The sequence below is a fragment of the Pseudomonas nitroreducens genome, assembly GCF_024170165.1.
In the GTDB taxonomy this organism is placed as follows: Bacteria; Pseudomonadota; Gammaproteobacteria; order Pseudomonadales; family Pseudomonadaceae; genus Pseudomonas; species Pseudomonas nitroreducens_C.
Window position 1 is genome coordinate 262,395 of the sequence record NZ_JALJXP010000004.1, and the last position, 14,186, is coordinate 276,580.

General features: G+C 66.5%; 14 protein-coding genes. 5 read left to right on the forward strand and 9 right to left on the reverse strand.

Annotated elements, in window-relative coordinates:
• Positions 1 to 15 precede the first annotated feature (15 nt).
• Complete coding sequence (locus tag J2T47_RS10580; protein ID WP_253445744.1) at positions 16 to 1,116, reverse strand: ferredoxin reductase; 1,101 nt, start codon at positions 1,114 to 1,116, stop codon at positions 16 to 18.
• Positions 1,117 to 1,270: 154 nt separating this feature from the next.
• On the opposite strand from J2T47_RS10580, the gene J2T47_RS10585 reads away from it, so the two are divergent.
• The 5 genes from J2T47_RS10585 (at position 1,271) to J2T47_RS10605 (ending at position 4,611) form a co-directional block, all read left to right on the forward strand.
• Positions 1,271 to 1,906 (forward strand): TetR family transcriptional regulator, encoded by a 636-nt coding sequence (locus J2T47_RS10585; RefSeq protein ID WP_253445748.1) that lies wholly within the window; start codon positions 1,271 to 1,273, stop codon positions 1,904 to 1,906.
• Positions 1,907 to 2,189: 283 nt separating this feature from the next.
• Entirely contained in the window at positions 2,190 to 2,690 is a 501-nt protein-coding gene (ureE, locus tag J2T47_RS10590; RefSeq protein WP_253445750.1) for an urease accessory protein UreE, read from the forward strand.
• Positions 2,687 to 3,355 (forward strand): urease accessory protein UreF, encoded by a 669-nt coding sequence (locus tag J2T47_RS10595; protein ID WP_253445753.1) that lies wholly within the window; start codon positions 2,687 to 2,689, stop codon positions 3,353 to 3,355. Before ureE ends, J2T47_RS10595 begins: the two co-directional genes overlap by 4 nt.
• A 10-nt stretch (positions 3,356 to 3,365) precedes the next feature.
• Positions 3,366 to 3,980 (forward strand): urease accessory protein UreG, encoded by a 615-nt coding sequence (ureG, locus tag J2T47_RS10600; protein WP_037012004.1) that lies wholly within the window; start codon positions 3,366 to 3,368, stop codon positions 3,978 to 3,980.
• A 58-nt stretch (positions 3,981 to 4,038) separates the two neighbouring features.
• Positions 4,039 to 4,611 carry a HupE/UreJ family protein gene (locus J2T47_RS10605; protein ID WP_253445756.1) on the forward strand — a complete coding sequence of 191 codons (573 nt, stop codon included), beginning with the start codon at positions 4,039 to 4,041 and terminating at the stop codon, positions 4,609 to 4,611.
• A gap of 178 nt (positions 4,612 to 4,789) precedes the next feature.
• Here the strand turns inward: J2T47_RS10605 and J2T47_RS10610 are convergent, their stop codons facing one another.
• From J2T47_RS10610 to amaA, 8 genes are all read right to left on the reverse strand, one after another.
• On the reverse strand, positions 4,790 to 5,554 hold the full coding sequence (locus tag J2T47_RS10610; RefSeq protein ID WP_253445759.1) for an SDR family oxidoreductase: 765 nt from the start codon (positions 5,552 to 5,554) through the stop codon (positions 4,790 to 4,792).
• Between the two features lie 514 nt (positions 5,555 to 6,068).
• Positions 6,069 to 6,992: an ornithine cyclodeaminase family protein gene (locus tag J2T47_RS10615; RefSeq protein ID WP_253445762.1), complete on the reverse strand. Its 924-nt coding sequence runs from the start codon at positions 6,990 to 6,992 to the stop codon at positions 6,069 to 6,071.
• Positions 6,993 to 7,211: 219 nt separating this feature from the next.
• A complete protein-coding gene (locus J2T47_RS10620) occupies positions 7,212 to 7,928 on the reverse strand; it encodes an ABC transporter ATP-binding protein (protein WP_253445766.1) in 717 nt (238 codons plus the stop codon).
• A complete protein-coding gene (locus J2T47_RS10625) occupies positions 7,925 to 8,800 on the reverse strand; it encodes an ABC transporter ATP-binding protein (RefSeq protein ID WP_253445769.1) in 876 nt (291 codons plus the stop codon). Before J2T47_RS10625 ends, J2T47_RS10620 begins: the two co-directional genes overlap by 4 nt.
• A complete protein-coding gene (livM, locus tag J2T47_RS10630) occupies positions 8,797 to 10,098 on the reverse strand; it encodes a high-affinity branched-chain amino acid ABC transporter permease LivM (RefSeq protein WP_253446167.1) in 1,302 nt (433 codons plus the stop codon). The genes J2T47_RS10625 and livM overlap by 4 nt, the downstream gene beginning before the upstream one ends.
• A gap of 5 nt (positions 10,099 to 10,103) precedes the next feature.
• Positions 10,104 to 11,018, reverse strand: a complete 915-nt coding sequence (locus J2T47_RS10635; protein WP_192434177.1) for an ABC transporter permease subunit — start codon at positions 11,016 to 11,018, stop codon at positions 10,104 to 10,106.
• Between the two features lie 134 nt (positions 11,019 to 11,152).
• Positions 11,153 to 12,289, reverse strand: a complete 1,137-nt coding sequence (locus J2T47_RS10640; protein ID WP_192434176.1) for a branched-chain amino acid ABC transporter substrate-binding protein — start codon at positions 12,287 to 12,289, stop codon at positions 11,153 to 11,155.
• 412 nt (positions 12,290 to 12,701) lie between these two features.
• Positions 12,702 to 13,985, reverse strand: coding sequence for an L-pipecolate oxidase (amaA, locus tag J2T47_RS10645; protein WP_253445772.1), 1,284 nt, complete (start codon positions 13,983 to 13,985; stop codon positions 12,702 to 12,704).
• Between the last annotated feature and the right edge of the window lie 201 nt (positions 13,986 to 14,186).

Sequence of the window (14,186 nt, forward strand, 5' to 3'; positions counted from 1 at the left end):
AGATTCTCCTGAGGATCAGAGATCGACGGTCAGGTCGCCCTGGGGCGCGCTGACGCAGATGCGGATGGGCTGGCCCGGTTCGCTGAACAGCTCGCCGCTGCGCAGGTCGCGCACGCAGCCGCTGACCAGTGTGCAGGTACAACTCGTGCAGACGCCCTGGCGGCAACCGTGCACTGGGCGCAGGCCATGGCCTTCGGCCTGCTCCAGCAGGCTGCGGCGGCTGTCGCCGGTCACCTGCAGTGCACTGCGCGAGAAGCGAAGGTTCACCGCTTGTGCCGGCTCGCTATCGCCCCAGGCCGGCGGGCTGAAGCTTTCCAGCTGCAGGCTGCAGCTGCTCGCGCCCAGCGCCTGGCGCACGGTTTCGACGAAGCCGCCGGGGCCGCAGGCCAGTACATGGCGACCCTCCAGGCCGGCCACGTGATCGCGCTGGAAGCGCCCGGACAACTCACTGCCCAGCGCGACATCGCCGCTCAGCGCCCAGCGCAGTTCGAGATTCGGGTATTGCTGCGCCAGCGCTTCCAGGCCGGCGACGAAGGCCTTCTGGCCGCGCTCGCGGACGTAATGCAGCAGCGTCACCGGACCGCTGTAACCGCGTGCCAGTGCCTCGCGCAGCAAGCCGAGCAAGGGCGTCAGGCCGCTGCCGGCAGCCAGCAGCAGCACGCCCTGATCATCGGCCGGCCAGCTCAGGTCGCCGTCGGGCTGGCCCAGCTCCAGCACTTCACCCACACACAACTGCTGCAGCAGGAAGGAAGAAATCCGCCCGCCGGGTTGCAGCTTCACGGCGAATTCCAGACAGCCGTCCTCGCCGACACGGGTCAGGCTGTAGCTGCGGCTGTGGCGTACGCCGTCACGCTCGACGAACAGCTGAAGGTGCTGGCCGGGGCGCGCGCCGCGCCAGTGCGCATTGGGGCGCAGGCGCAGTTCGAGCATGTCGTCTGCCACCCATTGCCGTGCCTCGACTCGCGCGTACACCCGGCGCAGCGCCCAGCCAGGGTTGCAGGCACGCAGCACGGCATCGACATCCGACTCGCGAAACCACTGGCCGCGCACCAGGGCGCGAAGCGGAAACAGCAGCGGCGAGATGTAGCGCAGGCCGGTAAGGGGAAGCAGGGACATGAACGAACACCGAACAGTAAACACGTGTTCACTTAAAATCTCACGAGCAGGAGTTTTCAGTCAACACTCGTTCACTATCTGCCGCAGGAACTTCCCCCGCGCCGACTGGCATTTGCTAGAGTGCCTGCGCCCTCGCCCTGGATAGCACTGCCGTATGGCCACTCCCCGCGCCGAACAGAAACAACAGACCCGCCTGGCCCTGATGGATGCTGCACGCAGCCTGATGGACAGCGGCCGCGGCTTCGGCAGCCTGAGCCTGCGGGAAGTGGCGAAGACGGCGGGCATTGTGCCGGCGGGCTTCTACCGGCACTTCACCGACATGGACCAGCTCGGCCTCGCTCTGGTCGCCGCCGTAGACGAGACCTTCCGCGAGACCCTGCGCGTGGTACGCCGCAACGAGTTCGAACTGGGCGGTGTGATCGAAGCTTCGGTGCGCATCTTCCTCGATGCCGTCACCGCCAACCGCACCCAGTTCCTCTTCCTCGCCCGCGAGCAGTACGGCGGCTCGCACCCGATCCGCCAGGCCGTGGGCGAGCTGCGCCAGCGCATCACCGACGACCTCGCTGCCGACCTTGCGCTGCTCAACAAGCTGCCGCACCTCACCGCCCAGGACATCGACGTGATCGCCGACCTGGTGGTGAAGACCGTGTTCGCCACCCTGCCCGAGCTGATCGACCCGCCGGCCGACAGCCTGCCGACGCACCTCTCGCCCCAGGCCAAGATCACCCAGCAGCTGCGCTTCATCATGATCGGCGCCAAGCACTGGACCGGGATCGGTTCGCGGCCCTGAGCCGCCCGCACGCGCACGACCAATACCTGTAGGAGCGAGCTTGCTCGCGAACCAGCTCCGCAGCGGACTCTGTCCGCGAGCAATAACGATGGCGTCCCCTCGCTCCTACAAAAAGCGCTACTGCCCCGCCTTGGTGCGCACCGTTTTCGTGCGCACCATCCTTGCGCGCACGCACCATTACTGACCGAACGGACAACCGCTCCAGCCCGCGCCAGCTCTGACGCGGGCCGGTACTGGCAAGCCCCTTGCTGTAGCACCGCCATTGCTACTGCCGGACGCTGCCATGCTGGTCATCCACCAAAGAACCGAACCCCGCGAACACTGGGACGCCGAGCTGTGCCTGAATTACGAGGCGCGCAGCAAGAGCCGCCTGCGCTGCTTCACCCGCAGCGGTGAAGACGTCGGCCTGTTCCTCGAACGCGGCCAGCCGCCGCTGGTCGATGGCGAGTGCCTGCTGGCCAACGACGGCCGCGTGGTGCGCGTCTGCGCGGCGCCGGAAAAACTCCTCCATGTCACCTGCGCCAACGCCCGCGAACTGAACCGCGCGGCCTATCACCTGGGCAATCGCCACGTCGCCCTGCAGGTCGGCGATGGCTGGCTGCGCCTGCTCGACGACTACGTGCTCAAGGCCATGCTCGACCAGCTCGGCGCCACGGTGGAAGCCATCGAAGCGCCCTTCCAGCCGGAGCATGGCGCCTACGGCGGCGGTCATCACCACTCGCACCATGGCGAAGAGGAATTCAACTACGCGCCGAAGCTGCACCAGTTCGGAGTGCGCCGGTGAGCGCCATCTGGTCGCTGCTACGCCTCGCCAGCCCACAACTGCCCATCGGCGGCTACAGCTATTCCCAGGGCCTGGAAAGCGCCATCGACCAGGGCCAGGTAAAGGACGCCGACAGCGCCCGCATCTGGCTTGTCGATCACTTGCACCTGAACCTCGCGCGCTTCGAAGGCCCATTGCTCGCCGAGCTGCTTCGCGCCGCACAAAGTGCTGACTGGAACGCCCTGCGCGACGCCGCCGAGCGCCATCGCGCCAGCCGCGAAACCCGCGAGCTGGGCCTGGAGAATCGGCAGATGGGCTTCTCCCTCGGCCAGTTGCTCGAAGCGCTGCCCGAGCTGGACGAACCCGCGCGCCAGTGGCTCGCCGGGCAGGCCGAGCCCTCCTTCGCCGCCGCCTGGGCGCTGGCCGCCCGCGCCTGGGGGCTCTCCCCGGAGCAGGCTCTCGGCGCCTGGCTATGGAGCTGGCTGGAGAACCAGTTGGCGGTGCTGATGAAGACCCTGCCGTTGGGCCAGCTGGCCGCGCAGAAGCTCACCTCGCAACTGCTCCCCGACCTCGACGCCACCTGCCGGGCCGCGCTGGAAAACGATCCCCACGGCGGCGCGCCCTTCGGTCTCGCGCTGGCCTGCATGACCCACGAAACCCAATACAGCCGTCTGTTCCGCTCCTAGGAGAACTGCCATGAACTCTCAACCTCTTCGCGTCGGCATCGGCGGCCCGGTGGGCTCCGGCAAGACCGCCCTGACCCTGGCGCTGTGCCGCGCCCTGCGCCAGCGCTACAACATCGCCGTGGTCACCAACGACATCTACACCCAGGAGGACGCGCAGTTCCTGGTGCGCAACGAAGCACTGGAGCCGGAGCGGATCATCGGCGTGGAAACCGGCGGCTGCCCGCACACGGCGATCCGCGAGGACGCCTCGATCAACCTCGAGGCCGTGGACCAGCTCAACCGCCGCTTCCCCGGCCTCGACCTGATCCTGGTGGAGTCCGGCGGCGACAACCTCTCGGCCACCTTCAGCCCGGAGCTGTCGGACCTGACCCTCTACGTGATCGACGTGTCCGCCGGCGACAAGATCCCGCGCAAGGGCGGGCCGGGTATCTGTAAGTCCGACCTGCTGGTGATCAACAAGATCGACCTCGCCCCGCTGGTGGGCGCCTCGCTGGAAGTGATGGACCAGGACGCCTCGCGCATGCGCGGCGACAAGCCCTTCGTCTTCAGCAACCAGAAGACCGGCCAGGGCCTGGCCGAGATCATCACCTTCATCGAACGCCAGGGCCTGCTGACTGCGGCCTGATGCCTTCTTCGCGGCCGCGGATGGCGGCCGTCTCATAAAGAGAACCCGGGAGTTTTCCATGCAGCTGCGCAAAGCCCTCTACAGCCTGGCGCTGTTCCTCACTCCGGCGGTGGCCTTCGCCCATCCGGGCCATGGCGACCACGGCCTGATCGCCGGCATCGCCCACCCCGTGACCGGCCTCGACCACCTGCTGGCGATGCTCGCCGTCGGCCTCTGGGCCGCACAGCAGAAAGGCGCGGCACGACTGGCGCTGCCGTGCACCTTCGTGGTGACCATGCTGATCGGCGGGCTGCTGGGCTTCGAGGGACTGGAGGTGCCGTTCATGGAGACCGGTATCGCCGCCTCCGTACTGGCGCTGGGCCTGTGCGTCGCGCTGGCGGTGCGTCCGCCGCTGTTCCTGGCGATGGGCGCGACCGCGCTGTTCGCCTTCGCCCATGGCGTGGCCCACGGGCTGGAACTGCCGGACCTGAGCAGCCCGTGGCTGTATACGGCCGGCTTCGTCGGCGCGACCGCTGCGCTGCACGCGGCGGGTTACGGGATCGTTCGCCTGCTGCCGCAGACCGCCGCGCCGCTGGTGCGTTTTGCCGGCCTGGCTTCAGCCGGTGCCGGCGCCTGGCTGCTCGCCGGCTGAGCACAGGAGCGGACTCCGTCCGCGATGGCATCCGCGCGCTGCGGAGCTATCGCGGACGGAGTCCGCTCCTACGCTACATCACACAAAATCCGAACCCTGCAGAAGCGCCCATGCCCGCGACAAACCCCGCCGCGGGGCAGGTCGCGGGCATGGCCCGTTCCTACAACAACAAGAACCGTCAGGCCTTGCGATGCACCGCGAACCCGGCCCACGCCTGGCTCACCGGCATGATCTCCAGGGTATTGATGTTGATGTGCGGCGGCTGGTTCATGATCCAGTGGATGGTCTCGGCAATGTCCGTGGACTGGATCGGCTCGGCGCCGGCATAGGTCTTGTCGTATTTCGCCTGGTCACCGCCGAAGCGCACCAGGGAGAATTCGCTCTCGCACATGCCCGGTTCGAGGTTGGTGACGCGCACGCCGGTGCCCTGCAGGTCGCAACGCAGGTTCAGCGAGAACTGCTCGACGAAGGCCTTGGTCGCGCCATACACGTGACCGCCCGGATAGGGCCAGTGGCCGGCCACCGAACCCAGGTTGAGGATGCTCGCCCCCGGACCATGGGCAATCAGGCGCGGCAGCAGCAGGCGGGTGGCATACATCAGGCCCTTGATGTTGGTGTCGACCATGGTGTCCCAGTCATCCAGCTCGCAGTTCTGTGCCGGGTCCGTGCCCAGGGCGAGTCCGGCGTTGTTGATCAGGCCGCGCAGCTTGGCGAACTTCTCCGGCAGGCTGTCCACGGCAGTGGTCATCGCCGCGCGGTCGCGCACGTCGAGCACCAGCGGCAGTACCTCAGTCTCGGCGGAAAGCTCCTGGGCCAGGGCGTTCAGGCGCTCCTCGCGGCGGCCGGTGATCACCAGCGACCAGCCGTCACGGGCGAAGCGCCGCGCGCAGGCTTCGCCGAAGCCGGAGGTGGCGCCGGTAATGAACAGGGTGGGAGTGGTCATCACTGAAATCCTCATACTGGGCACTGCCGTCGCCGATACATGCCGGGGAATCGTACGGTGCGCGTTCTTGTCGGTCGGTCGAGCATAACAGCCCGAACCCGCCGCGTTGCGTTACAGCCATGCTGGATAAAACCCGAACAGCCGCCGGAAACGCCCATGGCAGCTGGCCCGCCGCAAGTTGCGCCCACCTTGTCCACAGGCTGTTCCACGGATTCTGTGGGCAAGCGCAACCGGAATTTCCCCTGGACGATTTTCGAGCGCCCCGCCGCAGGCCGCGCCACCGCTGCGCTGGAGAAGTTCTTCCCAAGCTTATCCACAGGTCTTTCAACGGCTGGCGGGGACAACTATCGGAAGTGCGGAACTATTCCGCGAAGTCGTAACTGTCCATCCATACAGGGGTTGCAGGGCAATCGAACAGAATTCGACCGCCCGTGACGGCGCCTGTGGCCACGAGGCCTGGAAGCGTTCTCCCAGATGTTATCCACAGCGCCGCCCACAGAATTTCGGGACAACTTCACTGCACGAGGAGGCGCGCCGCGATCAGGTCTTCCAGTGCATATCCGACGGACTTGAACAGGGTGATCTCGCTATCGTTCCTGCGTGCACCGCGTCCGCGCAGGAGGTCGGCTAACTCGCCGTCGATAGCACTCTCGTCGATGACGCCTTCGCCCAGGGGAATCAGCAGGTCGCCCGCCTCGGCCAGCGCGCCTTCGCGGGTGTCGACGACGATCCGTGCGCGGCGGACAGCCTCGTTGTCAGTCTCGCGCATGCTGGGCAGAAAGGCGCCGACCAGATCGAGGTGGCAGCCCGAGCGCAGCCAGGCACCGTGGACGATGGGTTCGCGGGAAGTGGTGACGCAGCTGATGCAGTCCGCCGCCGCCACGCCACCGCGCAGGTCGGCGCAGGCGTGGACGGGATAGCCCTCGTCCTGCAGCTGCTTCACCAGCGCATTCACCTTGTCTTCCTGGCGCCCCCAGAGGGCGATGTCCTCGTACTCGCGCACCGAGCAGTGCGCGCGGACCATGTGCGGTGCCAGGGTGCCGCTGCCGACCACCAGCAGCCGGCGCGCATCGCGGCGCACCAGGTAATCGGCGACCAGCGCGGAGGTGCAGGCGGTACGCCGGGCGGTCATTTCCGAGGCTTCGAGCATGGCCAGCGGGCGGCCGGTTGCGCCGTCGAACAGGCAGAACAGCGCGGCCACCGCCGGCAGGTTCTTCGCGCCGTTGTCGGGGAACACGGTGACCAGCTTCACGCCGATGTCCTGCCCCGGCCGCCATACCGGCATGGTCAGCAGCGAGGCATTGCCGGGCAGCTCATGGCAGGCGCGCACCGGGGCTTCGCAGTCACCGGCGAGGCCGATGCGCAGGGCTTCGATCAGTGGGGGATAACTCAGGCGTGCGGCGACGTCGGCGTTGGTGAGGAACTTAAGGTCGTGCATGGGGGCCTCGTACGCAGATTGAGGGCCCCTCTCCCCCCGCCCTCTCCCTGAAGGGAGAGGGCGCTATCCGTGCCGGCTGACATCACGGTTTCAGCCTACACCGAACGGTCCCCTCTCCCTTCGGAGCGGGGCGCGCAGCCAGGGTTAGGGAGAGGGCGGAAAGCGAGCAGCGCTCCCTTGTCGATCAGGAGCGAACCCGACGCCATTCTCGGTGGGACATCAGTGCCCCCCCAGATAGGCGTTGCGAACCTCCTGGTTGCCCAGCAGCTCGGCGCCGGTGCCGCTCAGGCGGATCTCGCCGTTGACCATCACGTAGCCGCGGTCGGACAGCTTCAGCGCGTGGTTGGCGTTCTGCTCCACGAGAAACAGCGTCATCCCGCCCTGCGCCAGCTCGCGCAGGGTCTGGAAGATCTGCTTGACCACAATGGGCGCCAGGCCCAGCGAGGGTTCGTCGAGCAGCAGCAGCTTGGGCCGGCTCATCAGCGCACGGGCGATGGCGAGCATCTGCTGCTCGCCACCGGACATGGTCATGGCGCGCTGGTTGCGCCGTTCCTTCAGGCGCGGGAACAGGTCGAACATGCGCTGCATGTCTTCCTGGGCGTGCTCCATGCCGACGGGAATGGTGCCCATCAGCAGGTTCTCCTCCACCGTCATGTCGGGGAACACCCGGCGCCCTTCCGGCGACTGCGCGATGCCGTTGGAGGCCACGTAGTGCGCGGACTTGTGGCGGATGTCCTGGCCCTTGTAGAGGATCGCGCCGCTGGCCGCGCGGGGCTGGCCGAAGATCGACATCAGCAGCGTCGACTTGCCCGCGCCGTTGGCGCCGATCAGCGCCACGGTTTCCCCTTCGTTGACCGTCAGCGAGACTTTCTTCAGCGCCTGGATCGGCCCGTAGAACACATCGACCTCACGGAATTCCAACATCGGCGCCGTCATGCCAGCTCCTCTTCGTCTGCGCCGAGATAGGCGGCGATCACTTTCTCGTTGTGGCGGATTTCGTCCGGCGCGCCACGGGCGATGACCACGCCATGGTCGAGCACGATGATGTGGTCGGAGATGTTCATCACCATGCCCATGTCGTGTTCGATCAGCAGCACGGTGATGCCGTGATGGTCGCGCAGGTAGCGGACGATGCGCGCCAGCGCCTGGGTCTCGGCCGGGTTCAGGCCGGCGGCGGGTTCGTCGAGGCAGATCAGCTCGGGCCGGGTACACATGGCGCGGGCGATCTCCAGGCGGCGCTGCTGCCCGTAGGACATCTCGCCGGCGAGGCGGTTGGCGCAGTCCACCAGGTCCACCACTTCCAGCCAGTAGAAGGCGTGATCCAGTGCCTCGCTTTCCGCGCGGCGGTAGCCGGGGGTGTTGAGCACGCCGGCGATGAGGTTGCGGTTGACGAACATGTGCTGGGCCACCAGCAGGTTCTCCACCACCGACATCTCGCGGAACAGCCGGATGTTCTGGAAGGTGCGCGCGAGCCCCGCGCGGTTCACCAGGTGGGTGCCGCCGAACATCTTGTAGTACAGGCGGTTGCCGAACTGTGCCGGGTTGACGAAGTCGCCGCCCTGGAACGGCTGGCCGAGCACCTTGATGACGTCGGTGGTGCCGCCCTGGGTGTTGAGCAGGATATTGCCGCCGGTGGCCTTGTAGAAGCCGGTGAGGCAGTTGAACACCGTGGTCTTGCCGGCGCCGTTGGGGCCGATCAGCGCGGTGATGGAGCCGCGCTCCACGTCGAGGTTGACGTCGTTGAGCGCCTTGATGCCGCCAAAATGCATCATCAGGTGCTCGACGCTGAGGATCTTGTCCGCGCTCATGGCGCCACCCCCTTGCGTACGGCGAAGCCCGAGCGGCTGATGCGGATCAGCCCGCGCGGACGCCAGATCATCATCAGCACCATGAGGATGCCGAACAGCAGCACGCGGTAGTCGGCGAAGCTGCGCAGCAATTCCGGCGCCACGGTGAGGACGAAGGCAGCGATCACCACGCCCACCGTCGAGCCCATGCCGCCCAGCACCACGATGGCGAGGATCAGCGCCGACTCGAAGAAGGTGAAGGACGACGGGTTGACGAAGCCCTGGTAGCTGGCGAAGAACACCCCGGCCAGACCCGCGGTGGAGGCGCCGAGCATGAACGCCGAGAGCTTCACCAGCACGTGGTTCAGGCCCATGGCGCGGCAGGCGATCTCGTCCTCGCGCAGCGCTTCCCAGGCGCGGCCGACCGGCATGCGGGTCAGCCGGTGCTTGATGTAGAGCACCAGCATGACCACCAGGAACAGCACGATGTAGATGAACAGGAACTTGAAGTTCTGGTTGTAATCGATGCCGAGGAACTCGTGGATCGGCGTGCCACCGTCCTTCGCCCGGCGGCCGAATTCGAGGCCGAAGAAGGTCGGCGACGGCACCGGCATGCCGTTCGGGCCGCCGGTGAAGGACAGCCAGTTGTTGAGGATCAGGCGGATGATCTCGCCGAAGCCCAGGGTCACGATGGCCAGGTAGTCACCGTGCATCCGCAGCACCGGGAAGCCCAATAAAGCCCCCGCCAGCGCGGCGACGATGGCCGCCAGCGGCAGCACCGTCCAGAAGCCCAGGCCGAGGTACTGGTAGCCCAGCGCAAGGCCGTAGGCGCCGATGGCGTAGAAGGCCACGTAGCCCAGGTCGAGCAGGCCGGCGAGGCCCACCACGATGTTCAGGCCCAGGCCCAGCAGCACGTAGATCAACCCGAGGATGATCACGGTGAGCAGGTACTTGCTGGCGAAGAATGGGAAGATCACCGCGGCGACGATCACCAGCGGCACGATCCAGCGCAGGCGCGTCTTGTAGCCCGGCGGCAGCACGCTGATGCCCGAGTCGGAGCTCTCGAAACGGTCCATCACACGGGAGCCGGCGGGGGTCTGCAGGAACAGGCTGAGCAGCAGCCGGCCGAGCATCACCGCGCCGATCATCCACGCGAGGCGGACCGGCTCGACCTTGAAGCTGTAGCCATCGAGCACGATGCCGACGATGGGGCCGAACACGATCAGGGCGATCAGCCCGGCGAGCACGGTGTCGACGAGGCTCTTCCTGATATCGATGCGCGCCGCTTTCGGCGCGGCTGAAGTCTGGGTTACGGACATCATGCTTACACCTTCGATACCTGGGGACGCCCCAGGAGCCCTTGCGGCCGGAAGATCAGGATGGTCACCAGCAGGCCGAAGGCGAACACGTCCTTGAAGTCGGTGTTCACCATGCCCGAGAACTGCGCCTCGGCCACGCCCAGGATGAGCCCGCCGAGCATGGCGCCGGGCAGCGAGCCGATACCGCCGAGCACCGCGGCGGTGAACGCCTTGATGCCGATGATGAAGCCCGCGTAGAAGTCGAAGGTGCCGTAGTTCATGGTGATCAGCACGCCGGCCAGCGCGGCCATGGCGGCGCCGATGATGAACACGTAGGAGATCACCCGGTCGGTGTTGATCCCCAGGATCGAGGCCATCTTGCGGTCCTGCTGGGTGGCGCGGCACATGCGCCCGAGCTTGGTGTACTGGATCACGTAGGTCAGCACCGCCATGCCGACGAAGGCGGCGATGAGGATGAACACCTTGGTGTAGGTCAGCTGCACGAAGCCTTCGCCGATGTGGAACTTGAAGGCGCCGTCGAGCAGGGTCGGCACGCCTTGCTGGCGCGGGCCCTGGGCCAGCTGCACGTAGTTCTGCAGGATCAGCGACATGCCGATGGCGGAGATCAGCGGGGCCAGGCGCGTGGAGTTGCGCAGCGGCTTGTAGGCGATGCGTTCGATCACCCAGCCATAGATGCCGGTGACGAAGATGGTGAAGACCAGCGTGCCGAGGATCAGCAGCGGGAACGACTGCAGGCCGAAGAAGGCGAGCAGCGCAAGGCCCACGGCGGAGAGGTAGGCGGAGATCATGTACACCTCGCCATGGGCGAAGTTGATCATGCCGATGATGCCGTAGACCATCGTGTAGCCGATGGCGATCAGGCCGTAGACCGACCCCAGGGTCAGCCCGTTGATCATTTGCTGGAGGAAGATACCGTCCACGATTGAGTACTCGCGCAAGCTGGGCAGGAAAGGCGGACGGCTCGCGCAATCACCGGCTCGTGACCAGCTGCGCGCGTTTCGTCGACCTGCGGGGAAGCCGGCGCCGCGGGTAGCGGCGCCGGCCGGTCAGGCGGTTACTTCTTGAACGCGTCGAGCTGGTGGTACTTGCCCTTGTCGTCCCACTCGTAGACCACGTAGTCGGAGACTTTCAGGTCGCCCTTCTTGTCCCACTCCTTCTTGCCCATCACGGTCTGCACCGGATTGGCCTTCAGCCAGGCGCTGGCCTTGGCCGGGTCGGTCTTGCCCGCGCCGTTGAAGGCGGCGGCCAGGGCCTGTACCGAGGAGTAGGCGTAGAGGGTGTAACCCTCGGGCTCGAAACCGTTGGCGCGGAATTTCTCCACCACGGCCTTGCCGTCCGGGATCAGGCGCGGGTCGGCGCCGAAGGTCATCAGCACGCCCTTGACGTACTGCGGGCCGCCAGCGGTGGTGACCAGCTCGTCGGTGACGATGCCGTCGTCGGACATGAACTTGGCGGTCAGGCCCTGCTCGCGCATCTGCCGTACCAGCGGGCCGGCTTCCGGGTGCAGGCCGCCGAAGTAGACGACTTCTGCGCCCGAGGCGCGGATCTTGGTGACCAGGGCGTTGAAGTCCTTCTCGCCACGGGTCAGGCCTTCGTACAGCACTTCCTTCACGCCACGCTTGTTCAGCTGCGCGCGGGTGGCGTCGGCCAGGCCCTGGCCGTAGGTGTCCTTGTCGTGGATCACCGCGACCTTCTTCGCCTTCAGCACGTCGACGATGTAGTCGCCGGCGACCACGCCCTGCTGGTCGTCACGGCCGCACATGCGGAACATGCCGGAAAGGCCGCGCTCGGTAACCTGCGGGTTGGTGGAACCGGGGGTGATGGCGATGATGCCGGCCTCGTCGTAGACCTCCGAGGCGGGGATGGTGGAGGAGGAGCAGAAGTGGCCGACCACGGCGACCGCCTTGTCCTGGTCCACCAGGCGGTTGGCCACGGCCACGGCCTGTTTCGGTTCGCAGGCGTCGTCCGCCTTCACCAGTTTGATCTTCTCGCCATTGATGCCACCGGCGGCGTTGATGTCTTCCGCGGCCTGGCTTGCCCCACGCCAGTACTGCTCACCGAACGAGGCGTTGGCCCCGGTATGCGGACCTGCGACCCCGATAACAACATCGGCCTGTACAACGGAAGACATGCCCAGTGCGGTGGTTACCGCCAGAGCCAGAAAGCCTTTTCTGAAAATCTTCTGCGACATGGAGTTTTGCTCCTGAGGGTTTTTGTAATGGCGCGTTGTATTTCTTGTTGGCGATTTCTCGTTTAAGCGATTCAGCGAATTATCGACAGCAAGCGGCGTGCCATTCGTTTTTGTTATTAACCAAGTCCTACAGCGAAAACAGCCCGAGCTGGCAGACATCAAGTGCTAGACACGTGCAACCCACTGAAAGAATAAGGTGCAACCAGGAAGACATCAGGGTGCAACCCTCCTTCCCGTGGGCTGACTTTTTCCAGCCACCACAGGCGCAACCCCAACCGTAACCATCGCTGTCACCGAACTGCACATCCGCGGTGCAGACCCGTCGGGGTAACGCACCATAAGAGGCTAGACCAAAGTGCAGCGAGCGTTGGCGGGTCAAACCGGGGCGGCGCGCGCCCCAGTCTGAACGACCTCAGATCACCACCCGCAGGCATTGCCCGGCGTGGTAGAGGGAGAAGCCGGCTTCGTACAGACAGCTGCGCAGGCCCACGGCGGAGATTTCCTCCATAGGCCTGAGCGGCATCGGCAAGGCGCTGGCATCACCGTCCAGCAGGAAGTCGGCGAAGGCCTTGCCCACCACCGTACCGGTGGTGACGCCACGGCCGTTGTAGCCGCTCATGGCGACCAGCCCCGGCGCCGGCTCGAACAGGCGCATGAGGTGGTCGGGAGTGAAGTCGATGCAGCCGGTCCAGGTGAACTCCCAGTCCACCTTGCCCAGCCTGGGGAAGTAGTGCTGCTGGATGCGGTCCGCCCAGCTCTTGAGGAACCACGCCGGCTTGCCGGTGCCCTTGCCGAGGCTGCCGAGCAGCAGGCGGCCGTCGGCGTCGCGGCGGATGCTGCTGAGCACCTGGCGGGTATCCCAGGAGCCCTGCCCGCCCGGCAGGATGCGCGCGGCTTCCGCCCCCTCCAGCGGGCGCGAGGCGACCTGGTAGTAAAAACCGGGGAAGAAGGTGCGGCGCAGCTGCGTCCACTCCCCTTCGGTGTAGGCGCTGGAGGCGATCACCACCTTGTCGGCGGTCACCACGCCACCGGCGGTGATCACGTTCCACGCACTGCCCACGCGCACCAGGCCGACCACCGGGGAATGGTGGTACAGCTCGCCACCCAGACCGAGCACCGCGCGGGCCAGGCCGCTGACGTAGCCCATGGGGTTGAGCGTGCCGGCGCGGCGGTCGAGCAGCGCACCAGCAATCTTGTCGGTGCCGCAGGCCTGCTCGCAATCAGTACCGGTGAGCAGTTCCACCGGCGCGCCACGGCGGCCCCATTGCTCGCAGCGGCTACGCAGGTCTGCCAGGCCACGGGCGTTGTGCGCCATGTGCAGGGTGCCTTCGCGGCGCGCCTGGCAATCGATGGCGTACTTGTCGATCAGGGAGAACACCAGCGAGGGCGCGTTGCCGAGCATGCGGTTGACCCGCTGGCCGATCTCGGCGCCCATGCCCGCTTCGATCTCGTCCGGGGGAATCCACAGGCCGGCGTTGACCAGCCCGACGTTGCGCCCCGAGCCACCATGCCCGGTGGTGTGGGCTTCCAGCACGCAGACCTGTTGGCCGCGCTCCAGCAGATGCAGTGCGGCGGACAGGCCGGTGAAACCCGCGCCGATGACACACACGTCGACCTTGCGATCCCCGCGCAGCTCCGGGGCTTCCGGGCGGTCGGGAGTCAGGTGTTCCCACAGACACTCTTGGCGAAGCGACATCCAGCGATCCTTCTACGCGAACCTTTGTGAATGACTCTGTACAGCTGCCTGGTGAACTCGTTCGTACCGTGAATACTTGGCACCAGGCCTGGCCCTCTCCCCCCGCCCTGGCTGCGCGCCCCGCTCCGAAGGGAGAGGGAGCTAGCTGTCCGTGCCGGCTGACGTCGAAGTATCAACCTGCACCGTACGGTCCCCTCTCCC

Coding starts and splice junctions, on each gene's coding strand:
- J2T47_RS10580 (WP_253445744.1), bottom strand. CDS start 1,116: ATGTCCCTGCTTCCCCTTACCGGCCTGCGCTACATCTCGCCGCTGCTG.
- J2T47_RS10585 (WP_253445748.1), top strand. CDS start 1,271: ATGGCCACTCCCCGCGCCGAACAGAAACAACAGACCCGCCTGGCCCTG.
- ureE (WP_253445750.1), top strand. CDS start 2,190: ATGCTGGTCATCCACCAAAGAACCGAACCCCGCGAACACTGGGACGCC.
- ureG (WP_037012004.1), top strand. CDS start 3,366: ATGAACTCTCAACCTCTTCGCGTCGGCATCGGCGGCCCGGTGGGCTCC.
- J2T47_RS10605 (WP_253445756.1), top strand. CDS start 4,039: ATGCAGCTGCGCAAAGCCCTCTACAGCCTGGCGCTGTTCCTCACTCCG.
- J2T47_RS10610 (WP_253445759.1), bottom strand. CDS start 5,554: ATGACCACTCCCACCCTGTTCATTACCGGCGCCACCTCCGGCTTCGGC.
- J2T47_RS10615 (WP_253445762.1), bottom strand. CDS start 6,992: ATGCACGACCTTAAGTTCCTCACCAACGCCGACGTCGCCGCACGCCTG.
- J2T47_RS10620 (WP_253445766.1), bottom strand. CDS start 7,928: ATGACGGCGCCGATGTTGGAATTCCGTGAGGTCGATGTGTTCTACGGG.
- J2T47_RS10625 (WP_253445769.1), bottom strand. CDS start 8,800: ATGAGCGCGGACAAGATCCTCAGCGTCGAGCACCTGATGATGCATTTT.
- livM (WP_253446167.1), bottom strand. CDS start 10,098: ATGTCCGTAACCCAGACTTCAGCCGCGCCGAAAGCGGCGCGCATCGAT.
- J2T47_RS10640 (WP_192434176.1), bottom strand. CDS start 12,289: ATGTCGCAGAAGATTTTCAGAAAAGGCTTTCTGGCTCTGGCGGTAACC.
- amaA (WP_253445772.1), bottom strand. CDS start 13,985: ATGTCGCTTCGCCAAGAGTGTCTGTGGGAACACCTGACTCCCGACCGC.